Origin of the sequence: Neptuniibacter sp. 1_MG-2023 (assembly GCF_030547185.1) — a bacterium.
Taxonomy (GTDB): domain Bacteria; phylum Pseudomonadota; class Gammaproteobacteria; order Pseudomonadales; family Balneatricaceae; genus Neptuniibacter.
In genome coordinates this window covers 98630-120126 of sequence record NZ_JAUOQR010000001.1, presented here as the reverse complement: position 1 = coordinate 120126, position 21497 = coordinate 98630, and the positions used below count along the sequence as shown (strand labels likewise).

Genomic DNA, 21497 nt, shown 5'->3' with positions numbered 1-21497 from the left:
GTTTGTTTCTTGTCTTTACCTAAATCAGTTGATTAGGTTCCTTTTTACTTCAAAAAGCTGAGGAACATCTCCCAGATGCTCGGCTTGGCTTTTTTATGGTACTCCGTACGTAACTGATCGACAGTGCTGAGTTGCTGCTGAACTGCGCTTAGGTTGTCAGCTGTAGCTGGTGGGATAGCCTCAACAAAACGCTCGACTTTATTTAAACCTTCCAGCGAAATCACTTTGCGTTCAGGCGAAAAGTCATAGGCTTGCGCACTCTTAAGGTATGTTTTGAACTCGCCAATATTTTGATTAAAGCTTTGGGCAGAATCAGTATCCAGTGCATTTTTATAATGCAGCCGCATCTGTTTCATCGTTTTCTTTAAATTCAGGGGCTCACCTGCGCTGCTATATCCAGAAAAAGCGATTAATAAGATAAGCGACAAAGAACTAAGTAACAGTTTTAGAGATATGCGTTGCATAAACAAAATCGACCTTCACAGTGATTAGGGTATTTGCAAGGCAATATACCAGATCTGCGTAGCGAGCACCTTATAGATGAGTGTTGCTCGCTATCACCTTTGTAAGCGGGCTAGCGAGCAAGTTTATCGGTTGTGTTTAAAGGATTAATCGATAAAGTCGATTATTGAGCGGGAATCACGACTGCTTGCTTACCAACGGGAATAGGTTGGCCACCTTGTGCCGCCGCGTATGTTTCGGCTTCCGGCAAGGATGTGAACCAGATGTTGGGATAACCTGCATGTTTTAATGCGAGGCTGTAATCAAGCGGTTGCTCTTCGGGCTGGGCTTGGATCTTTTTTTTGTATTCAGACCAATTAAGGCTTCCAGCCTCTAGGGCTAACATTTGCAATATATGTTTGCGCTGGATTGTCTCTCGTCGGCGGTATAGTTCAGGTAATGAAATTTGACGAAAGGTTTCGCTGGAAATCAGTCTTCGTAAAACAGGAAGAGAGTGGGGACGTGAATCCGATTTAGCCGCACGGTGTAAGGATTTTGCCACGCGTAATATCGATTTGAGTAATTCGTTTTCGGGTGTGTTAAGACCACAGATAGGATGAGTCATATGCATATCGCCTACTTAAACCGGTCTACTCGCTATGAACCTGAGATGATATGCAAGCGGCTGCTTGCGAAATATATATGATTGGTACTGTCGTTTTTGCGAGGCAGGCGTCCAATAAGCCTGAGCGCATTATCTTCTGACTAGGCTGTAGCTGTCAATATGGGATCTGTAAAAACGATCCGGTTTGCTGTATTAGCTCATCATGAACAATAAGATCATCTATTCGAATCAGTCTAATAGGCATAACCCTTACCTGTTGATATTTTCGCATACCTATCTGCATGAATTAAATTCAATGCAAATCAAAAATAAACCATTTTTATTCATGTTTTATTGCGAGTATAAAATACATTCAGCTATTCAGCTTAGACAATATTGCAGTTGACTCTTAATGAGGTCGCACAGGTCAAAATGATGGTGACGACGATTAACAGGGGAAACCAGAAAACAAGTAAGACGGTCTAGCGATGGTAGGGAATAAATTCAGATTTTATATCAGGAAGTAGGGTGCGATTAGGATGAATACAAACTTTACCTTTACGATTAAGCGCGTTGGCTTCGATAAAAACTATCGTCCGTCAGACAATACGCGTGTCACGACTAACTTTGCGAATCTGGCCAGAGGAGAGCGTCGTCAAGAAAACTTGTCTAACACCCTAAAGATGATTGATAACCGTTTTAATGCGTTGGCACATTGGGATAATCCTAACGGAGATCGTTATTCTGTCGAATTAGAAATTATTTCTGTAGATCTTGATATCGAAGGCAATGGTCAAACCTTCCCCGCTATTGAAGTATTAAAAACAAACATTGTTGATCATAAAACCGGTGAGCGCATTGACGGCATTGTAGGCAATAATTTTTCTTCTTATGTGCGGGATTATGATTTTAGTGTATTGCTTCTGGATCATAATAAGCATCAGCCTAAATTCAGTATCCCAGATAACTTTGGGGAGCTGCACGGTAAGCTTTTTAAATATTTTGTTAAGTCTAAAGCTTACAAACAGCATTTTAAAAAACCGCCGGTTATTTGCCTCAGTGTGTCTGATAGTAAAACTTACTACCGAAAAGAGAATCAGCATCCCGTTTTAGGGTTTGAGTATCAACCTAATGAGCCATCCTTGACTGAGCAATACTTTGAAAAGATGGGCTTACAGGTTCGTTACTTTATGCCGCCAAATAGCGTTGCTCCGTTGGCTTTTTATTTCCTTGGCGATTTATTGAATGATTACACCAACCTCGAACTGATTAGCACAATTAGTACGATGGAGACCTTTCAGAAAATATATCGACCTGAAATTTATAATGCCAATGCTGTGGCAGGCCAATGTTATCAGCCTAAGCTGAAAAACCGAGATCACTCCGTCACCCAAATTATTTATGACCGAGAAGAGCGCAACCAGTTAGCTAATGAACAAGGGAAGTTTGCTGAAAAGCACTTCATCAAACCCTACCAAACCCTGCTTGAACAGTGGTCAGCTCATTACGCTTAATCTCTAGGTCCAATTATTCATCTAAATAGACGGCATTACTTATTATGAAAACATTATTACCCACTTCAACTGCAGGCAGCTTACCTAAACCCTTGTGGCTTGCAGAACCTGAGACGCTTTGGTCACCTTGGAAGTTGCAAGGAGAGGCGTTAATTGACGGCAAACAGGATGCGCTACGTGTGTCATTACACGAACAGCAACATGCCGGTATTGATATTGTCAGTGATGGCGAGCAAACGCGGCAACATTTTGTGACGACTTTTATTGAACACCTCGATGGTGTTGATTTTGAGAAACGTAAGACCGTTAAAATTCGTGATCGTTATGATGCGAGCGTCCCCACAGTTGTTGGCCCCGTTTCCCGCCAGAAACCTGTGTTTGTTGACGATGCTAAATTTCTACGCCAACAAACCAAACAGCCGATTAAATGGGCGCTACCAGGCCCCATGACGATGATCGACACGCTCTATGATGATCATTATAAGAGCCGTGAAAAGCTCGCGTGGGAGTTTGCCAAAATTCTCAATCAAGAAGCGAAAGAGTTAGAAGCGGCGGGCGTTGATATCATCCAATTTGATGAACCTGCATTTAATGTTTTTTTTGATGATGTAAATGACTGGGGGATTGCGTGCTTAGAGCGAGCGATTGAAGGGCTAAAATGTGAAACGGTTGTACATATCTGCTATGGCTACGGCATTAAAGCCAATACTGATTGGAAAAAGACATTAGGGTCCGAGTGGCGACAATATGAAGCCGTGTTCCCTAAACTGCAAAAGTCGAATATCGATATTATCTCATTAGAATGTCACAACTCCCATGTACCTATGGAGTTACTTGAATTGATTCGCGGTAAAAAAGTAATGGTAGGGGCGATTGACGTAGCAACCGACAAAATTGAGACAGCCGAGGAGGTCGCCCATACCTTGAGAAAGGCGCTTGAATTTGTCGATGCTGATAAACTCTACCCTTGTACCAACTGCGGCATGGCACCTTTATCTCGTCAAGTTGCCAGTGCCAAACTCGAAGCGTTAAAAGCAGGTACAGAGATTATTAGGCGAGAGCTTTTAGCCTAAAAATGACGGGCTCAGAAAGACTTTTTAGTGAGAGGGTTTCACTACTGAAAATCGCTTTCAGTAAGGAATCTGAGCCGGTTATTCCTATTGATGCTTATGCTCGAATCCATGTTTTTTTATTTTTAGATGCACGGCGAATTTTTTCTGTCCGAATCAATTGGTTTAACGCTTTAGTAAATTCAGGTTTGGGTTGTTTCAGCTTTTTTCGCACAGCCTCGGTCGTTTGAGCCGTCTTGAGTTGGTCGTAGATCATTTGCTCCAAACTCTGTAGCAGTTTCTTTGGTTCTACGATCCGTTTCTGCTGAACGTCTGATTTAGGCTTTAGCGCAATTTTAGAATTTACCTTATGAAGTTTGCACTGGAATGAGAACGCTGTGGTTAGCGCATTATCTTGCGTATAAAGAATAAACTGACAAGCACTTCGTTGTACTTCAGATAATGATGCAATAATTCCGATTAAGTTTCCTATAACGTAGAAGTCGGCTTGGTTCGGCCCGCTGGGGTAGCTTGATACGTAGAGAAATAGTTTTCTTTCGCAAGCCTCTTTTACCGCTTCGTTTTTTGAGAAAACAATAACCTTATCTGAAATAGAAGCGTCAATCGCTTCAACGCCTTTCAAGCCAATATTTTCAGCATCTACGAATATAAATCTCAAAAAAATACTCCTTATCTTTTGAGTGTGTAAAGAACGTAAGAGTCAGGCCTGGCATTGTGCAGTACCCGTTATTCATCGACTCACTGGCGAATAACTAACCTCAACATAATCGCCTATCTTCTTCATCGTGTAATGGCCACTTTTATAAGCCTTCAGCAGGAACAGATGCTGTGCTCGTTTAACGCGCTGTTAGAGCGAAACCCTATGATGCTGAAACTTTCCCTTTTTCAGGAAGATTTTTACCTGTTGAATCACCGCATCATCTCGCATAAGAAAGGGGTGAGAAACGGACATTATGATGTGGTCAGTCATCCCTTCTACTTTTGTGTTCTCGACAGACACTTTGCCATCGTCAGGGTTTGGAAGCATTTGAGAAAGTATTGGATTAATAGTTGAACTGCCCGCTATTACGCCTACTTGATAGGTCACTGCTCCAAGTGAATTTGGCACACTTGTTTTATCTGTGCCTAATTCTAAACCTGCAGGGCCATTAATAAATTCAAATCCAGGAACATTTTTTAATTTATCAACAACCTCACTTCCTTTATTCGGTGGGCCTAGCATTACTACACGACCTAAGCGGTCTAATTTGTTATCACTTAAATATTTACGTAAAACAATCCCACCCAAAGAGTGAGTAACAAAATTTATGGTTAGGTTAGGTTTACATTGCGCGACAGCATTAGGAATATAATTTTTGGCTATACTTTCAATATCATGTTTGGTTGAAGGGTAGTCAAAGTTCACTACGGCATAGCCAGACTTTTCAAGTTCTGCTTCCATTTTATTCATAGAACTATCGGAACGAGCCATCCCATGAAGTAAGACAACACATTCCTCAGCCATTGAAAAAGTACACCATAAACACAAAATTAAACTGAATAATCTTATTAGCATACGGGACTCTCGATAGTGTGCTTTAGTGGACAAAGCGCGCTTGATCTTGCCCCGATAAAACGGATAGGTTCTCCTTAGTCGCAGCGGTACATTCCACAAATTTTATGACCATCGAGATCCAAGAAATAGCACAGGTGCTTTTTGCCAGTCGAATTATCACGTAAGCCTGGAGGAGCTTCAATGCTAGTAGCGCCGTTTGCTATGGCAACAGAATGAAATTCTTTTACTTGCTCTGGTGAGTCACAAGCAAAGCCAATAGTTGAACCATTAGCTGCGCATGCGGGTTCACCATTTATAGGCTCAGTAACACAAAACACTGACCCATTATGAACATAGAACAGTCGTTTTTGGCCAGTGTCATTTACATTATGTACTGGCTCGTTGATACCTAGCACAGCTAATACAGCGTTATAAAAACGTTCTGAACCTTCTATATCATCGGTTCCGATCATAACATGGCTAAACATTTCGATATCCTTTTAACAACTCAATGACAATTCATTTATTGAGATTTAATTGATGAAAGCTGCGTAAAGGCATAGGAGCCTAACGTCGCCAATCACTGGGATTTTGTGGAGCGTAGCGGAACAAAATATCCATGTGCATTGGCCTTGTTATGTTTATATTCCCCGATTAAAGTCTCTAATTACCCGGAAACTCTTTTATTACCTTACGTTTTGGATCTCCGAAATAATTTAGCGACTTTTTGTATTTACTATCCGTTATAACAGGGTAGTTACAAGCATCTTCAATGCACACTACTATTTCATCAAAACTGTTGCCCGTATGAATTATGGACTTTTTAAAACCATAGCCAAAGACAGAATATTCAAAAGAGAGCTCTTTCATTTCTTTAAATAATTTTAACTGAGCCATTTCAATTAAGTTATCTTCCAATTTCCCTGCCTCCTCTCCATACTGAAAATAGAATATAGACCAGCACCTTGTAGTTTGGCTTAGATATGCAAATATCCTCGGTTTAGCTCCATCTTTTAAGCCTTGAAATGCCTCTATGACTTTATCAGCTAGAGCAACCCGCTCGCGTCTTGTTTGAATACCAATCTCCCACGCGATCAAAGGCATTATTTCACTTTTATCAGTATTATCTGATAAATAAGCCACTAACTGATCCAAAATTTTAGTTCTTTTGTTTTCTTCATTTCTAGCTCTAATTTTATCTCTGAACTCTCGTTTATAGTCATCCCAAATATTGTTTTTCGAAAGTTGGCTACAGCTATAACCCACAAATGAATTAGACTGTTTCTTATACAGGGCAATTAAAGCCCTTTCAGTGCGAAGATTGAGATTAATGAAAATATTGGGGCACTCTTGAAAAACTGAGTTTATAAACTTATGCCTATCTTTCAAGTAGTATAATAGATCAGAGACCGTATCAATCTCTATCAATAGATCAACAAAATCATTTCTCGTCATTACTGCTATTGGGAAATTAGAATAGTTTATTTTTTTATATGAATCGTAATGAATATTTTCTAGTTTAGAATCACAATCAACAATAATCACACCAACAAAATTATCTGGATGAAAGTAACCTTTCTCGTAATTTATTCTTTTACCAGCTTCATTTATTAATTCTAATTTATCAGCATTCTCTGAATACACTTTGAAGTCTGATTCTAATTGCTTTCTTTTTTCACCAATTCTTTTGATGAATTGTTTTGTGCCACCTTTACTGGAAGGGTCTCTCCAAACAACTTCAAATGCTATTAAAAAGGTTCTGAGCCAAAGAATAATATCGCCAGCTTCTTTTTCTGTTGGGTCATTATATTTTGGACTATGAAATACAAAGCCCTTTAGATATTGTTTCGCACATAATTCAGCGAATAATCTTTCAGATGGATTTTCTTTGTTCTTTGCCAAAGCATTACCTCAATTACACACTAGTGATTTCGCACCATCAACATAACAGCTAAATATATGACAGATTGTCGCGTTTAAACACGACAAGTTGTCATATATCTACATAAAGCGAGTTGTTTAAGGTGGCGTAGGTGTTTGAATATCATAAGCTTTCCTTAGCTGGGGTTTTCTCTTCCTTGGAGAAAAATACAAAACTGTCAGGCTATCCTTACACAAACGAGGGCCGTTTTAAATACTCTGTTTGTCTGTCATTGATCATAAAGGTAAAAACCTGTGTTTTCCCCCTGTAACTCAATAGGCCATCAGCGGGTTTACGTTGTTTGTTCTTTTTGATTTTAAGTCTTGGTCGGTCAGCCAACCACATCCAACTCGCGCTGTTTAAACTGAGCCCCGAGGCGTTCGGTTATGGCTTTGCACTTAATCACATCTACGCCTTCAAGCCCGTGGATGGCGGAGACTTGCACATCAGGGATCAGTTCGGCGGCGCGTTTGATGAAGGCTTGCACGGCTTGAAACGAGTTGGGTAGGGCGGGGTGGCAGTGCTGTTGATAGATCTGTTCGTTTTGGGCATTAAGAGAGATAGATAGGGCATCTATGCACTCTGCTAATTCGGGCACAATGTCACGTTTGTGAAATAGGCTGCCTAAACCGTCGGTGTTGATCCGTGTTTTGCCGCCGTTTTCTTTTACCCAATGGGCGATTTCAAGTAGGGCTTTTAAGCGAAGCGTCGGTTCACCGTAACCGCAAAATACTATCTCATCATATTTTGATGGAGTGCCAATTTGCGCGATAATTGTGGCGGCTTCGGGTTGTTTGGTTAAGTAAAGTTCGTAGCCTTTAACTGCAGTTGAGCCGTTGTGTTTTGGGCAGAACTGGCATGCTAATGTGCAGCGATCTGTTAAGTTGATATAGAGGCTATTGTCTATTTGATAAGTGCAAGTATCGCACTGGTTAGACGATGTTTGGCGTTTGGCTGTATTTGGACGACTTTTGCTTGGGCTCATTGGAGTATGGATATTTGGCTAAGTAGGCTTGTGATCCTATCAGCCTCGATAGCATGTCATGTTGATGGTTATCAATAAATGAGTGTCCAGAGGCGTGAGTCAGCGCAAGACTTAGTTTTAACTGTATAGGTAAAAACGATCCGGCGGGGTGAACTGAAATGGATATCACCCCTCGCCGGTATCGAAAGGACTTGCTTGCTATGTTATAAAATTTTCTACGCTGCTTTTTTAGCGTTATGTTCTGGGTGAGTGGCAATAAAATGGTTAAGCACTTTTCTTAACATATCTGCATGCTGGTAATGCTTCGCACGCTCTGCCTTTTCAATATCATCGATAATGATAGATTTTATTTTCTGTTCACCTTGATGGGTGATTAGGTAGTGCCCTAACGCTATAGCTATCATTGAGTCGACATGTTCATGTTCTGCAATAGCATCTACTTCATCAGCAGTTAGATCACTTAGTTCTAAGCATTCTTCGTACGTTATCATCTCTATCCCTCAGCCTTATTTTTATCAAACTATTTGGCGTTGCCGAGTCAATTCGTTAACCGGTAAAACTGATTGTAGGAGACAAATATTAATAACTCTAATCATTTAGTAGGATAAAATTTCACCAAGAATAATCATTAAAAAAATTAGATTCATGTTGCGGCTGCGGTAGATAATAATTGTTCAATAATGCTGTGCAGCTATGATGAGGACTAGCGTTGTTGTGCGTGACAGCAAGTGTGATTATCTGCTTCTCATGGAGAAGTCTAGATTTTTAAAAAATAATAACTTTATGCTTTTAGGATATGAGCAGAGTAGGGTTGCGGTTAATTTAAAACGGATGTTTTATAGCTGAGAAAGGAGAATATTTTTAATTTAGGAAGGGGTTATTTTTTCCATTTCATAGAATGCATCAGAGATATCCTCTAGTTTTTGACTGACAATCAACTGAGCATCGCTTAGGCCTTTATTGTAATAATGGGCACCAAACTCCTTAGAGATGAAGTCGAGGAGAAACTCACACTCAAACTGTCCTATATCTTGTTCCATCTCCTTTTCGAAATAGGATTTTAGTTTTGCCACTAAGAGCGCTTTTTCATCGGTCGAAAACTTAATCTCTGACATAATTTATTTCCAGCTGTTTTATTTGCTATTCCAAGGATTCTGCTTTGAGAAAGTGTATAGATAAAGCTGCTCTACCTTCTCTCTTGCCCAAGGTGTCTTTCGTAAAAACTTCAGTGATGACTTAATCGACGGATCGCTTTTAAAACAGTTGATGTCGATCTTTTCGGCCAAACCGTCCCAACCGTAGTGGGTTTCGAGTTGAGTTACTATATCGGCAAGTTTTACCCCGTGTAAGGGGTTGTTGGGTTGAGTTGTCATTTAGGTCACAGGTTTGCAAGGATAAAGATAAACGATGATACGGGGTTGCTGAGCAGAGAACCATAGAGTGCGGGGATATTTCTGATAAGTCGTCGGCAAGTATGGCCCATAAAAAGGCCCTCCAGAAGAGGGCAAGAAGGCACCGAGCCTTGAAACCATAAATGGTTTCCGATGATTCGTTTACGGGCGGCTTTAACGGTTACATATTTGGATAGTTGGGACCTCCTCCGCCTTCTGGTGGAACCCACTGAATATTTTGACAAGGGTCTTTAATGTCACAGGTTTTACAGTGTAGGCAGTTCTGTGCACTAATTTGCAGTTTTTTACCAGCCTCATCTTCGATGACTTCATAGACTCCTGCTGGGCAGTAACGTTGTGCAGGTTCATCATATAAAGGGATATTTACGGTAAGAGGAATATCCTCTTTGCTTAGTTGTAGATGACAAGGTTGATCTTCCTCATGGTTTGTATTGGATAAAAATACAGAGGAGAGTTTATCGAAGGATAGTTTTCCGTCCGGTTTAGGATAAGTGAGCTTTTTACTTTCACTTATACGCAGTAATTTAGCGTGGTCTTCTTGACGGTCATGAAGTGTCAGCGGTATCTTTCCGTTGAAAATATTCTGATCTAAGGTGTTAAAAGCGCCACCAATCCAAGGGCCAAATTTATGCAGAGCGGGGCCAAAGTTTCGCGCGTTAAATAGCTCGCTATACAGCCAGCTTTCCTTATAAAGAGTATCGAATGTTTCAGCTTCTTTATCGCTACTTTTTAAGGCGTTATTAATCGCTTCCGCCGCTATCATGCCTGACTTCATGGCCGTGTGAACTCCTTTTATACGGGAGAAGTTTAGCGTTCCTGCATCACAGCCAATCAGAATCCCACCAGGGAATTGCATTTTAGGAAGCGAGTTGTAGCCCCCTTTAGTGATCGCTCTTGCACCGTAAGATACGCGTTTACCGCCTTCCAAGTATTGGGAAATCATTGGGTGATGTTTAAGTTGTTGGAACTCATCAAATGGACTCAGCCAAGGGTTGCTGTAATTAAGATCGATAATTAAGCCAACGGCTATTTGATTGTTTTCTAGGTGGTAGAGAAAAAAGCCACCACTAGTATCACCATGTAAAGGCCAGCCTGAGCCGTGGATAACGAGTCCCTGTTGATGTTTAGCAGGATCAATGTCCCAGAGTTCTTTTAGGCCTATACCGTAATGTTGCGGATCTTTATCTTTATCAAGGTTGAAGTTATGGATTAACGCTTTACCTAAATGCCCTCGGCAGCCTTCGGCAAAGATAGTGAAAGGGGCGTGAAGCTCCATGCCCGGCATATAGTTATCTTTAGGCATATTATCTCTGCCTACACCCATGTCACCGGTTAGGATGCCTTTTACGCGCCCATTATCATCGTATACAACTTCAGAGGCGGCAAAGCTAGGAAATATCTCTACCCCTAAGGATTCTGCCTGCTCTGCTAACCAGCGGCTGAAATTACCGAGGCTGGCAATATAATTACCTTGATTATGCATGCTCTTCGGTGCCATCCAATGTGGAATTTTTATCGAAGAGGTGCTGTCTTTTAGCAGGACGATTTCATCCTGTTCTGTGGCTGTTGTTAAGGGTGCGCCCATCTCTTTCCAATCAGGGAATAGTTCGTTCAAGGCTTTAGGGTCAATAACAGCGCCTGAAAGTATATGAGCGCCAACTTCTGAACCTTTTTCTACGACGCACACATTTAGCTCTGGGTTTAGTTGCTTCAGTCGACAGGCACTGGCCAAGCCAGCAGGACCCGCACCAATAATGAGGACGTCGAACTCCATCACTTCATGTTCCATAACTACACTCCCTGCATCTGCTCTATATCTAATGCAAACGTATTGGATAGGCCGGTGAGTACCGTATCGGCATGTTGCTTAACACGCGGTAGATAGTGTTCTGCATAAAAACTGGCGGTTGCAATTTTTCCTTGTAAGAAGGGGTCCCCGTAAGGGTTTTCTTGTGTGATTAGTTTGTTCGCTAAAAGGGCGCTGCGAGCCAATAACCAGCCACCGGTTAAATAACCCATCATCATCAGGTTATCAAAACTAACATTACCCATGGTTTGTGGATCATCGGCCGTATTTTCTAGAATCCAATCACCGGCTGATACAGCACTTTCTAAGGCTACTTTTAGTGGGTGTTGAAGGGCCTGCAGTTGTTTGTTATCGGAGGCTGTGAGTTGATTGAGTGTTTCATTAATATCTGCATGTAGTGCTTTAAGGGCCATGCCTTTATCAAATAAAGTTTTACGCCCGATTAAATCGAGTGCTTGGATACCTGTAGTGCCTTCATAGATCGGAAGAATACGGGCATCACGATAGTGCTGTGCTGCGCCGGTTTCTTCAATAAAACCCATGCCACCGTGTACTTGGATGTTAAGTGAGGTTAGTTCTTGCGCTAATTCGGTCATCCAACCTTTAACAATAGGTGTGTATAGCTCTACTCTGGCTTTGGCTGCTTCATCGCCACTATGGGCGTGATCAATATCTGCGGCGGCACTGTAAGCGAGTGCGCGCATGGCTTCATTACCTGCTTTCATAGCCATTAGCATGCGGCGCACATCGGGGTGATCGATGATGGCAATTTTTTGGCCATCACGACGACTACCTTGAAAACGTTCTTGGCTGTATTGCAGCGCTTGCTGATAGGCTCGTTCTGAGATAGATAAACCCTGTAAGCCAACAGCTTGTCTGGCATGGTTCATCATGGTGAACATATAGCTTAAGCCTTTGTTCTCTTCGCCGACGAGGTAGCCAATCGCTCCGTCGTTATCGCCAAAGCTCATTACGCAAGTTGGGCTGCCATGAATCCCCATTTTATGTTCTAAAGAGATGCAGCTAACATCGTTCAATTCAGCGGGTTGGCCCTGCTCATCTAAACAATATTTTGGGACGATAAAGAGGGAGATCCCTTTTACTCCGGCGGGAGCATTAGGCAGCCGGGCTAGTACAAGGTGAACGATGTTGGAGGTCATTTGGTGATCCCCCCATGTGATAAATATTTTTTGGCCGCTAATTTTGTAGTGATCACCTTCAGGTTTAGCTTTAGCTGCAACCGCTGCAAGATCTGAGCCTGCATTTGGTTCGGTTAAGTTCATTGTACCTGTCCATTCACCACTGATAAGTGGTGGGAGGTAGTGCGCTTTGAGTGTTTCACTACCATGGGCGATCAGGGCTTCGACAGCACCTTGGCTTAGCATTGGGCAGAGTGCGAAAGACATATTTGATGAATGCCAAAGCTCATTAACGGCCGTACCTATAACATTAGGTAGGTTCTGTCCTCCAAACTCTTCAGGACCGGTTAGTGTGGCCCAACCATTTTCTACAAACTGTTGGTAAGCGTCGGCAAAACCAGCAGTTTCTTGTACTTTACCGGCAGAAACCGATGACCCTTTTTCATCACCAACGCTGTTTAGAGGGGCGAGTATATCTGAAGCCAGTTTGCCGGCTTCTTCGATAATGACGGTGGCTAGTTCAGTATTAATATCTTCTAATTGCAGCTTTTCACAAAGCTGGTTGAGTCCGATGAGTTGATCCAGTACAAAGCTGGCATCTTTCAACGGGGGAGTATAAGTGCTCATAACGATCCTCTTTTTTAAAAAGGAGGCTTAGACTGGAAACGGTTTTACGTAGTCCAAGCCTCTTAAGGTCAAGCAGGGGTGGTACATGAATAAAGGGTTATAGTTTCTGTTCAAGCTCAGGTACTGCTTCAAACAGGTCGGCTACTAGTCCATAGTCTGCTACGGAAAATATGGGTGCTTCTTCATCTTTATTGATGGCGACAATGATTTTCGAATCCTTCATCCCTGCAAGATGTTGGATTGCACCGGAGATTCCGACCGCAATATAGAGATCAGGGGCAACAATCTTGCCGGTTTGCCCAACTTGTATATCGTTAGGGACAAAGCCTGCATCGACCGCTGCACGGGAAGCGCCAACGGCTCCACCTAGTTTGTCAGCGACCTGTTCTAACAGAGTAAAGTTCTCGCTATTTCCCATACCTCGGCCACCGGATATAACCACTTTTGCTGCGGTTAATTCAGGACGGTCCGATTGCGCTATCTCTTCTGAAACAAAGCTAGAGAGGTTACTTTCAATCTGTAGATCCACATTTTCAATAGGTGCATCGTTACCTGTAGATGCCGCTTCAAAGGCGGTACCACGGACGGTAATAACTTTAATATTATCGAGTGACTGGAGTGTCGCAATGGCATTGCCTGCATAGATAGGGCGTTGGAAAGTATCTGCGGATTCCACCGCCGTAATATCTGAGATCTGCCCTACATCAAGTAGCGCTGCCACTCTAGGCAAAATGTTTTTCCCGTTGCTCGTTGCAGGCGCTAGTATGTGGCTGTAAGCCGTACCTAATTGACTGATTAACTGTGCCGTATTCTCTGCGAGGTGATGAGCATAAACAGAGTTGTCAGCAAGTAGTACTTTGCTAATTCCTTCGACACTAGCCGCTTCATCGGCCACGTTTTGACAATTAGAGCCAGCAACCAAAAGGTGGAGGTCTTGGCCCATTTGAGCCGCGGCTGTTACGGTATTGAGTGTGGCACCTTTAAGGGTGCAGTTATCATGTTCAGCAATAATTAGAATAGCCATTTGTTCACCCCTTAAATTACTTTCGCTTGGTTTTTGAGTTTCTCGATCAGTTCATCAACGCTGCTTACTAATATGCCAGCACTGCGTTCAGCTGGAGGAGTAACTTTAAGCAATTTACTGTGCTGTTTTAGCTCAACCCCTAAAGTTTCGGGGGTAACAACTGCCAGTGGCTTTCGTTTCGCTTTCATAATATTGGGTAGTGATGCATAGCGAGGTTCATTTAAACGAAGGTCTGTCGTGATAATGGCGGGTAGGGTAAGGCCAAGGGTTTGTAAGCCGCCATCGATCTCGCGGATAACTTGGACTTCACCTTCCTGAAGGTTGATCTCTGAAGCAAAAGTACCTTGTGGCATATTGAGTAGTGCCGATAGCATTTGTCCCGTCTGGTTGTTATCGGAATCGATGGCTTGTTTACCCATAATGATGAGATCGGGTTGTTCATCGCGGACAACTTGAGCTAACAGTTTTGCCACATTTAGTGATTCAAGGTTATCGTCGGTTTCGACCTGAATACCACGGTCTGCACCGAGGGCGAGTGCTGCCCGAATCTGTTCCTGACAGGCTTTGGGCCCAACCGATACTGCAACTACCTCTTGAGCGCTACCTGCTTCTTTAAGGCGAATGGCTTCTTCAACAGCGATCTCACAGAAAGGGTTTATCGCCATTTTGGTATTGCTTAAGTCAACATTTGAATTGTCAGCTTTAACCCGCACTTTGGCGTTGTAATCAATAACGCGTTTTACAGCGACTAATATTTTCATTTCGGTACCTCTATTATTCCTCAGGGGTGTTGAATCCACTGAGGTTATTTTAATCATGTTCTTAACTATCTTGTTCGTCTGAATAATTGGCCTTGTCGCGGAGTAAATATTTTTGGATTTTTCCTGTCGATGTTTTAGGCAGTGGGCCAAAAATAATATCTTTTGGCGTTTTAAAGTGGGCCATATGCTCGCGGCAGAAAGAGATAATTTCCTGTGCGGTAACCTCTCGATCGAGATCTTTTAAGGCGACAAAGGCACAAGGGGTTTCCCCCCATTTCTCGTTACTTTTAGCAACAACGGCGGCTTCTTGAATCATCGGGTGGCGATAGAGCACATCTTCAACTTCAATACTGGATATATTCTCGCCACCGGAGATAATGATATCTTTCGAACGATCTTTGATTTCTACATATCCATCTGGATGCCATACAGCTAAATCGCCGGAGTGGAACCATCCACCCTCGAAGGCTGCGTGAGTGGTGTCTGGATTTTTAAGATAGCCCTTCATCACTAAGTTGCCGCGCATAAAAATCTCGCCCATAGTCTCGCCATCTTGAGGAACCGGCTCCATTGTTGTTGGGTCCGCAACCATCAAGCCATCAAGCATTGGGGCGCGAACCCCTTGTCGAGATTTAAGACGCGCTTTTTCATCTAAAGGCTTGTCATTCCACTCATCGTGCCAAGCGCAAATTACAGAGGGGCCGTAGGTTTCGGTTAGACCGTAAACATGAGTGACGTTAAATCCTAGAGCTTCCATACCTGAGATCACTGATGCAGGTGGTGCAGCGCCTGCAGTCATTACATTAACTTGATGTTCTATACCGGTTTTTAGGTCATCATCGGCAGAATTAAGCATATTTAATACGATAGGAGCACCGCAGAAATAACCTACTTTTTCTTGTTTAATTAGGTTAAAGATATGATCTGCACGGACATGACGTAAGCAAACGTTAACCCCTGCCATAGCCGCAATACCCCAAGGAAAGCACCAGCCATTACAATGGAACATAGGAAGTGTCCAGAGATAAACAGGATGTTGCTCCATTCCCCAAGATATAGCGTTACTAATGGCGTTTAGGTATGCACCGCGGTGGTGATACACAACGCCTTTAGGATCCCCTGTAGTACCTGATGTGTAGTTTAGAGTTATCGCATTCCACTCATCTTTAACGGAGTAGGGGGTGAAATCTTCATCGCCTTTTTGCAAAAAAGCTTCATAGGTCAAATCGCCAATAAGTTCGCCGTGTTGCCAATAGGGATCATCTATATCAATAACTAGAGGTTTGTTCTCGACAAGTGTAAGAGCTACTTTAACAACGTCACTAAACTCTTTGTCGGTGATAAGTACTTTGCTTTCTGCATGTTGCAGAATAAACGCGATCGCTTCCGCATCAAGGCGAATATTGATTGAGTTTAGCACTGCACCACACATAGGTACGCCAAAGTGAGCTTCAAAATGCTCGGGTAGGTTTGGGGCCAAAATGGAGACCGCTTCCCCAGGTTTGACACCATATTCATGCAGCGCACTGGCTAAACGTTTGCAACGTGTGTAAGTTTCAGACCAGCTATAACGGGTATCGCCGTGTACTGTTGCCGTTCGGTTAGGGTAGACACTGGCCGCCCGTTGAATAAATGTAATAGGCGTCAGTGCCGCGTAGTTGGCTTGGTTTTTATCCAGATCTGTTTCGAAGGCAGATTCGTTATTGTTTTCATTTATATTCACGATGCTCTCCATGTTTGTTGTTATCCCAGTAGCCGAAATTAGTGTTACGCTTAAAAGTTATTGCGCTTAAACTTCATGAGTTGGCCAACAATGCCGCTACGGAAGCTAAGTACGCAGATGACGAATACTGCACCCATAATAATGTGGATGTAGTTACCCATCTCTCCACCTGATAGGTAGTTCTGCATAGTGACAATAAAACCGGCACCTAATACGGGGCCAAAAATAGTGCCGACCCCACCGACTAAGGTCATTAATATGACCTCTCCAGACATGTGCCAGTGCACATCTGTCAGAGAGGCGAGTTCAAATACGAGTGTTTTTGTTGATCCTGCAAGAGCGGCTAGTGCCGCTGAAATCACAAAGGCTAACCATTTGTAATGGTTGACGTCATAACCTAAAGAGGTCGCGCGATCTTCGTTTTCACGAATGGCTTTAAGTACTTGGCCAAATGGAGAGTGAATGGTGCGATTAATTAACCAATAACCGGCGATAAAGATAACCAGCACGAAGTAATACATAACCATATTATCGGATAGATCAATTAAACCGAATAGAGCACCGCGAGGAACGCCTTGTAAGCCATCTTCACCGTTGGTGAATGGTGCTTGTAAGTAGAAGAAAAAGATCAGTTGTGCCAGCGCTAATGTCACCATGGCGAAGTATATGCCTTCACGTTTGACTGCGAGTTTGCCGAATATCGCACCCAGCAAGCCTCCTGCAATTGTACCTAGGAGAATCGCAACTTCAGGGGTTAAGCCACTGTGGATCATTAAGTAACCGGTAACATAGCCACCGGTTCCTAAAAAAGCGGCATGACCAAATGAGAGTAGGCCAGCAAAACCTAGTAACAGATTAAAGGCGCAGGCAAACAGAGCAAAGCAAAGCACTTTGGCCAGAAAAACAGGGTAGAGCAGCGTTGGTGCTAGCAAAGCTAGGGCGAGAAGACAGAGATTAAGTTTCATATTATTCATAATAGGTTCCTAAGCTTCCTTACCGAAAAGACCCGCGGGTTTTAGTAGCAGCACAATAACCATTACTAAAAAAATCACGGTGTTAGAGGCTTCTGGATAGAAGTACTTAGTGAGTCCTTCGACAACACCCATGCCTAAGCCGGTAATAATGGCTCCCCCTATAGACCCCATGCCGCCAATAACAACGATGGCAAAGACGGTTATTAGAATATTGGATCCCATATCAGGTGATACCGAGTAGATTGGGGCTGCCATAACGCCAGCAAAACCGGCTAAAGCCACTCCAAAGCCAAAGGTAAGAGTGACAATGAGCGGCACATTGATCCCGAAGGCTTGCATCAGTTGCGGGTTTTCAGTGCCAGCACGTAGGTAAGCACCAAGTTTAGTTTTTTCGATCATCCACCATGTGCCAGCACAGACAAGGACTGACACAATAATGATCCAAGCACGGTAGTTAGGTAGGTACATGAAAGGGAGCTTTGTGCCGCCTTTTAATGCGTCTGGTACAGCGTAGGACAAGCCGGAAGAACCAAAAGCATGGGTAAATACCCCTTGGATTATTAGAGCAAGACCAAAAGTTAACAATAAGCTGTAAAGGTGATCTTCATTGGCGATAGGACGGATTAGAAAACGTTCCATGAGAATGCCAATCAAGCCAACCGTTAAAGGAACAAGGATGAGTGCAAACCAGTAGTTTATACCCATATATTTCAACGCAAGGAGTGCAATAAAGGCACCCAGCATATACATAGCGCCTTGGGCGAAGTTGATGATTTTTAATAGCCCGAAGATGATTGCTAATCCTAGACTAAGCAGGGCGTAAAAAGAGCCGTTAATCAGTCCGACCAGTAACTGGCCAAACAGGGCAAATAGATTAATATCAAAGAGTGTAGCCATAACAGAAAAATTACCTTTCTGAACTATATAGAGCGATAAAGGCGGCTCTTTTCAGAGCCGCTAACCGATCAGGAAAAGTTACACTGAGGTAGCATAGGGCTATATGCCTCGTTACCTGGAATCACTTTAATAATCTTATAAATATCGTTTTTATCTTTACGCTCTTCTTTCTTTTTAATCTCTACGTAAAGCATGTCATGTACCATGCGGCCATCTGGGCGTAGGGTTGCGTTACGGGCAAAAAAGTCGCTAGGTTTTGTCTCTTTCATTGTTTTCATAACAATATCGGAGTCGTCAGTTCCTGCTGTTTTAACCGCATTTAGATAGTGGGTTGTGACTGAATAAACGCCTGCGTGGATCATGCTTGGAATCGCACCATGACGTTGTTCAAAGCGCTTACTCCATTTTCGTGTTTCATCATCCATATCCCAGTAAAAGCCGGATGTAAGGCGCATGCCTCCTGCGGTAGCTGGATCCATCGCTTGTGCATTAGGTGTAAAAACCAGTAGACCAGCTACATCCATCTGTTCCGTTAGGCCAAATTCAGCAGCTGCCTTTAGGGCGTTAACTGTATCGTTACCCGCGTTGGCTAGAGCAACGACATCTGCGCCAGAGGCTTGGGCCTGCAGAATGTAAGAGGAGAAATCTGTTGTACCGAGTGGCGCACGAACATTACCGAGAACTTCGCCACCATTTTCGTTAATAACTTTACTGGCCATGCCTTCAAGTGCATGACCGAAACTGTAATCTGCGGTAATGAAGAACCATTTCTTTTTGCCCGCTTGCACCATAGGTTTAACGGTACCGTTGGCGAGTGCAACTACGTTATATGTCCAATGCACGTTATATGGGTTACACGCTTTTGTTGTGAAGCTGTTTGATGCAGAACCCGAAATTAAGGTGATATTTTTGCTGTCCGCATTTACCTTTGATACTGCGCCGGATACCGCGGAAGAGACTAAGCCTCCAATGGTATCGACCCCTTCATCTTCTACCCATTTACGGGCAATCGCAGAAGCTACATCCGGTTTTAACTGGGAATCCGCACTGACCATTTCAATGGGTTTTCCTAGTACACTTCCACCAAAATCTTCAATCGCCATTTCTGCTGCAATAACACAGCCTGAACCACAAATATCTGCGTAGGTACCGCCCATATCTGCCAATATGCCCAGTTTCACCTGACCATCTGTGGCTGCTTGAGCGCTACAAATCATGGTTGCGGCGATTGCGCCTGATACAACGGTAGATAAAACTGATGTGTTGGTTCTTTTCATTTTCTGACTCCGGTTTGGTTTGTTTTTATTTTCTGTTGGGAAACAGTTAGTGATATAACCAAGGGCTAGACGCCCAAATAGGTGTTAAGTAGTTCAGTTTTGGCTTCCAATTCGTTGGCGTGTACTTCTTCCACAATGTGGCCGTGTTCCATCACGTAATGACGGTCGGCAATAGGTGCTGCAAAACGGAAGTTCTGTTCAACCAATAAAATGGTAAGACCGCGCTCTTTGAGGTTCCTAAGGACCTCGCCCAGTTTCTGCACAATGACGGGGGCGAGACCCTCAGTTATCTCATCCAAGAGTAGGATATTTGCGCCGGTGCGTAGAATGCGGGCCAAGGCCAGCATTTGCTGCTCACCACCAGAAAGGCGAGTGCCTTGGCTTGTGCGGCGTTCGTAGAGGTTTGGGAACATGTCGTAGATCTCTTCAAGGCTGACCCCATCAGAGCGTACATTCGGCGGTAACATTAGGTTTTCTTCCACATTAAGACTGGCAAAAATACCCCGTTCTTCAGGGCAGAAGCCTAAGCCAATATGTGCAATTTTATGGGCAGGCATAGCGATAGTTTCATGACCATTAATCACAATCTGCCCGCTGCGTTCACCTACCATATTCATAATGGCTCTAAGCGTGGTAGAACGACCGGAACCGTTGCGACCTAATAGGGTCACGAGTTCTCCTTGATTCACGGTCATGTCGATGCCATGTAAAATGTGTGATTCACCATAAAATGCATGTAAGTTATTAATGCGAATTTTTTCTCGGTGACTGGCGTGGAAGGCTGGGTTAGCAATAGATTCGCTATGGCTTGATGCGTGCTCGATCATGATGCCACCTCCGCTGTTTGCTTAGTGTCTACATCGTCTGCTGCGGTACCCATATAAGCTTCACGGACGCGGGCATCGGCAGAAACACTCGCATAATCACCTTCGGTTAGAATAGCGCCCCGTTGTAATACAGTAATCCGATCTGCGAGTTTAGATACAACATGAAGATTGTGTTCCACCATCAAAATAGTGCGATCTTTAGATACCTTTTTAATCAGGTCGGATACTAAGCCCACATCTTCATGACCCATACCTTGAGTCGGCTCATCCAGTAGCATTAACTCAGGTTCTACGGCGAGTGTTGTTGCAATCTCTAATGCCCGTTTACGGCCATAGGAAAGGTCAACAGTTACAGTGTTCGCAAAGCTTTCTAAACCTACAGACTCCAGTAGCGCGAGAGCTTTATGATTTAAACGATTAAGAATCTTTTCCGAACGCCAAAAATGAAAGCTATTGCCTTCTTTACGTTGTAGCGCGATACGCACATTTTCTAAAACACTTAGGTGAGGAAATACCGCGGAGATCTGGAAAGATCGGATCACACCTTTACGGGCAATTGCCGCTGGTTTCAATGGTGTAATATCCTCACCTTGAAACAGAATTTTTCCAGAGGTTGGTTGAAGAAACTTTGTTAATAAATTGAAGACAGTCGTTTTACCTGCTCCGTTGGGGCCTATTAAAGCGTGAATATGTCCCCGTTGGATATTCAGATTAACATCATCGACTGCTGTAAAACCTTTAAAGGCTTTTGTCAGATTACGGGTTTCAAGAATGAAATCCTGTGCTGGCTGGGTCATCGCTTGCTACTCTATTCTGGCCGAAGTCACTGTGAAATGTTGATCAGGCTTCTGCTGTTATTTTTATTAACAGCAGATTAAAGCTTAAATCTTGCTCAACTATTTTGAGAATCTAACCAAATGTAACAAGCGAGTTGAGAGTGGTAACTTTGTGTTACATTCT

Annotated in this window: 22 protein-coding genes; 2 read left to right on the top strand and 20 right to left on the bottom strand. The window is 43.1% G+C overall.

Annotation, left to right across the window (positions count from 1 at the left end):
- Positions 1-44 precede the first annotated feature (44 nt).
- Together Q4492_RS00575 and Q4492_RS00570 are read right to left on the bottom strand one after the other, a co-directional pair.
- The gene (locus tag Q4492_RS00575; RefSeq protein WP_303415236.1) at positions 45-464 is read right to left on the bottom strand and encodes a cytochrome b562; all 420 of its coding nucleotides are present in this window, start codon (positions 462-464) and stop codon (positions 45-47) included.
- A 161-nt stretch (positions 465-625) separates the two neighbouring features.
- Positions 626-1066: a hypothetical protein gene (locus Q4492_RS00570; protein ID WP_303415235.1), complete on the bottom strand. Its 441-nt coding sequence runs from the start codon at positions 1064-1066 to the stop codon at positions 626-628.
- A 518-nt stretch (positions 1067-1584) separates the two neighbouring features.
- Between Q4492_RS00570 and Q4492_RS00565 the strand changes: the two genes are divergently transcribed.
- Together Q4492_RS00565 and Q4492_RS00560 are read left to right on the top strand one after the other, a co-directional pair.
- The gene (locus Q4492_RS00565) at positions 1585-2559 is read left to right on the top strand and encodes a DUF1852 domain-containing protein (RefSeq protein ID WP_303415234.1); all 975 of its coding nucleotides are present in this window, start codon (positions 1585-1587) and stop codon (positions 2557-2559) included.
- 44 nt (positions 2560-2603) lie between these two features.
- A complete protein-coding gene (locus tag Q4492_RS00560) occupies positions 2604-3632 on the top strand; it encodes a methionine synthase (protein ID WP_303415232.1) in 1029 nt (342 codons plus the stop codon).
- A gap of 94 nt (positions 3633-3726) precedes the next feature.
- On the opposite strand, the gene Q4492_RS00555 is transcribed toward Q4492_RS00560, so the two are convergent.
- The 18 genes from Q4492_RS00555 to Q4492_RS00470 all read right to left on the bottom strand — a co-directional run bounded on the left by Q4492_RS00555 (position 3727) and on the right by Q4492_RS00470 (position 21334).
- A complete protein-coding gene (locus tag Q4492_RS00555) occupies positions 3727-4287 on the bottom strand; it encodes a hypothetical protein (RefSeq protein ID WP_303415231.1) in 561 nt (186 codons plus the stop codon).
- 189 nt (positions 4288-4476) lie between these two features.
- Positions 4477-5133 carry a triacylglycerol lipase gene (locus Q4492_RS00550; protein WP_303415229.1) on the bottom strand — a complete coding sequence of 219 codons (657 nt, stop codon included), beginning with the start codon at positions 5131-5133 and terminating at the stop codon, positions 4477-4479.
- Between the two features lie 125 nt (positions 5134-5258).
- Entirely contained in the window at positions 5259-5651 is a 393-nt protein-coding gene (locus tag Q4492_RS00545) for a VOC family protein (RefSeq protein ID WP_303415228.1), read from the bottom strand.
- Between the two features lie 175 nt (positions 5652-5826).
- Positions 5827-7065 carry a hypothetical protein gene (locus tag Q4492_RS00540; protein ID WP_303415227.1) on the bottom strand — a complete coding sequence of 413 codons (1239 nt, stop codon included), beginning with the start codon at positions 7063-7065 and terminating at the stop codon, positions 5827-5829.
- A 350-nt stretch (positions 7066-7415) separates the two neighbouring features.
- A complete protein-coding gene (locus Q4492_RS00535; RefSeq protein WP_303415225.1) occupies positions 7416-8069 on the bottom strand; it encodes a TatD family nuclease-associated radical SAM protein in 654 nt (217 codons plus the stop codon).
- Between the two features lie 215 nt (positions 8070-8284).
- Complete coding sequence (locus Q4492_RS00530; RefSeq protein WP_303415223.1) at positions 8285-8560, bottom strand: hypothetical protein; 276 nt, start codon at positions 8558-8560, stop codon at positions 8285-8287.
- 375 nt (positions 8561-8935) lie between these two features.
- A complete protein-coding gene (locus tag Q4492_RS00525) occupies positions 8936-9184 on the bottom strand; it encodes a DUF2164 domain-containing protein (protein ID WP_303415222.1) in 249 nt (82 codons plus the stop codon).
- A gap of 18 nt (positions 9185-9202) precedes the next feature.
- Entirely contained in the window at positions 9203-9442 is a 240-nt protein-coding gene (locus Q4492_RS00520) for a VF530 family DNA-binding protein (RefSeq protein ID WP_067868215.1), read from the bottom strand.
- A gap of 199 nt (positions 9443-9641) precedes the next feature.
- Entirely contained in the window at positions 9642-11270 is a 1629-nt protein-coding gene (locus Q4492_RS00515; protein ID WP_067868219.1) for an electron transfer flavoprotein-ubiquinone oxidoreductase, read from the bottom strand.
- Between the two features lie 2 nt (positions 11271-11272).
- The gene (locus tag Q4492_RS00510) at positions 11273-13054 is read right to left on the bottom strand and encodes an acyl-CoA dehydrogenase (RefSeq protein ID WP_303415217.1); all 1782 of its coding nucleotides are present in this window, start codon (positions 13052-13054) and stop codon (positions 11273-11275) included.
- Between the two features lie 97 nt (positions 13055-13151).
- On the bottom strand, positions 13152-14078 hold the full coding sequence (locus tag Q4492_RS00505) for an electron transfer flavoprotein subunit alpha/FixB family protein (protein ID WP_303415216.1): 927 nt from the start codon (positions 14076-14078) through the stop codon (positions 13152-13154).
- Positions 14079-14089: 11 nt separating this feature from the next.
- Positions 14090-14839 (bottom strand): electron transfer flavoprotein subunit beta/FixA family protein, encoded by a 750-nt coding sequence (locus Q4492_RS00500; protein ID WP_303415214.1) that lies wholly within the window; start codon positions 14837-14839, stop codon positions 14090-14092.
- 61 nt (positions 14840-14900) lie between these two features.
- Complete coding sequence (locus Q4492_RS00495; RefSeq protein WP_303415716.1) at positions 14901-16556, bottom strand: acyl-CoA synthetase; 1656 nt, start codon at positions 16554-16556, stop codon at positions 14901-14903.
- A gap of 56 nt (positions 16557-16612) precedes the next feature.
- Entirely contained in the window at positions 16613-17536 is a 924-nt protein-coding gene (locus Q4492_RS00490; protein ID WP_067868230.1) for a branched-chain amino acid ABC transporter permease, read from the bottom strand.
- 9 nt (positions 17537-17545) lie between these two features.
- A complete protein-coding gene (locus Q4492_RS00485; RefSeq protein WP_067868231.1) occupies positions 17546-18433 on the bottom strand; it encodes a branched-chain amino acid ABC transporter permease in 888 nt (295 codons plus the stop codon).
- Between the two features lie 68 nt (positions 18434-18501).
- On the bottom strand, positions 18502-19710 hold the full coding sequence (locus Q4492_RS00480; RefSeq protein ID WP_303415211.1) for an ABC transporter substrate-binding protein: 1209 nt from the start codon (positions 19708-19710) through the stop codon (positions 18502-18504).
- 65 nt (positions 19711-19775) lie between these two features.
- Complete coding sequence (locus Q4492_RS00475; RefSeq protein WP_082792438.1) at positions 19776-20537, bottom strand: ABC transporter ATP-binding protein; 762 nt, start codon at positions 20535-20537, stop codon at positions 19776-19778.
- A complete protein-coding gene (locus Q4492_RS00470; RefSeq protein ID WP_303415209.1) occupies positions 20534-21334 on the bottom strand; it encodes an ABC transporter ATP-binding protein in 801 nt (266 codons plus the stop codon). Before Q4492_RS00470 ends, Q4492_RS00475 begins: the two co-directional genes overlap by 4 nt.
- Positions 21335-21497: the final 163 nt, after the last annotated feature.

Bases quoted from the DNA above. Each gene is read 5' to 3' on its own strand.
- Q4492_RS00565 (WP_303415234.1), top strand. From the start codon at position 1,585: ATGAATACAAACTTTACCTTTACGATTAAGCGCGTTGGCTTCGATAAA.
- Q4492_RS00475 (WP_082792438.1), bottom strand. From the start codon at position 20,537: ATGATCGAGCACGCATCAAGCCATAGCGAATCTATTGCTAACCCAGCC.
- Q4492_RS00545 (WP_303415228.1), bottom strand. From the start codon at position 5,651: ATGTTTAGCCATGTTATGATCGGAACCGATGATATAGAAGGTTCAGAA.
- Q4492_RS00480 (WP_303415211.1), bottom strand. From the start codon at position 19,710: ATGAAAAGAACCAACACATCAGTTTTATCTACCGTTGTATCAGGCGCA.
- Q4492_RS00510 (WP_303415217.1), bottom strand. From the start codon at position 13,054: ATGAGCACTTATACTCCCCCGTTGAAAGATGCCAGCTTTGTACTGGAT.
- Q4492_RS00505 (WP_303415216.1), bottom strand. From the start codon at position 14,078: ATGGCTATTCTAATTATTGCTGAACATGATAACTGCACCCTTAAAGGT.
- Q4492_RS00520 (WP_067868215.1), bottom strand. From the start codon at position 9,442: ATGACAACTCAACCCAACAACCCCTTACACGGGGTAAAACTTGCCGAT.
- Q4492_RS00560 (WP_303415232.1), top strand. From the start codon at position 2,604: ATGAAAACATTATTACCCACTTCAACTGCAGGCAGCTTACCTAAACCC.
- Q4492_RS00500 (WP_303415214.1), bottom strand. From the start codon at position 14,839: ATGAAAATATTAGTCGCTGTAAAACGCGTTATTGATTACAACGCCAAA.
- Q4492_RS00530 (WP_303415223.1), bottom strand. From the start codon at position 8,560: ATGATAACGTACGAAGAATGCTTAGAACTAAGTGATCTAACTGCTGAT.
- Q4492_RS00550 (WP_303415229.1), bottom strand. From the start codon at position 5,133: ATGGCTGAGGAATGTGTTGTCTTACTTCATGGGATGGCTCGTTCCGAT.
- Q4492_RS00575 (WP_303415236.1), bottom strand. From the start codon at position 464: ATGCAACGCATATCTCTAAAACTGTTACTTAGTTCTTTGTCGCTTATC.
- Q4492_RS00570 (WP_303415235.1), bottom strand. From the start codon at position 1,066: ATGACTCATCCTATCTGTGGTCTTAACACACCCGAAAACGAATTACTC.
- Q4492_RS00515 (WP_067868219.1), bottom strand. From the start codon at position 11,270: ATGGAACATGAAGTGATGGAGTTCGACGTCCTCATTATTGGTGCGGGT.
- Q4492_RS00490 (WP_067868230.1), bottom strand. From the start codon at position 17,536: ATGAATAATATGAAACTTAATCTCTGTCTTCTCGCCCTAGCTTTGCTA.
- Q4492_RS00535 (WP_303415225.1), bottom strand. From the start codon at position 8,069: ATGAGCCCAAGCAAAAGTCGTCCAAATACAGCCAAACGCCAAACATCG.
- Q4492_RS00525 (WP_303415222.1), bottom strand. From the start codon at position 9,184: ATGTCAGAGATTAAGTTTTCGACCGATGAAAAAGCGCTCTTAGTGGCA.
- Q4492_RS00470 (WP_303415209.1), bottom strand. From the start codon at position 21,334: ATGACCCAGCCAGCACAGGATTTCATTCTTGAAACCCGTAATCTGACA.
- Q4492_RS00485 (WP_067868231.1), bottom strand. From the start codon at position 18,433: ATGGCTACACTCTTTGATATTAATCTATTTGCCCTGTTTGGCCAGTTA.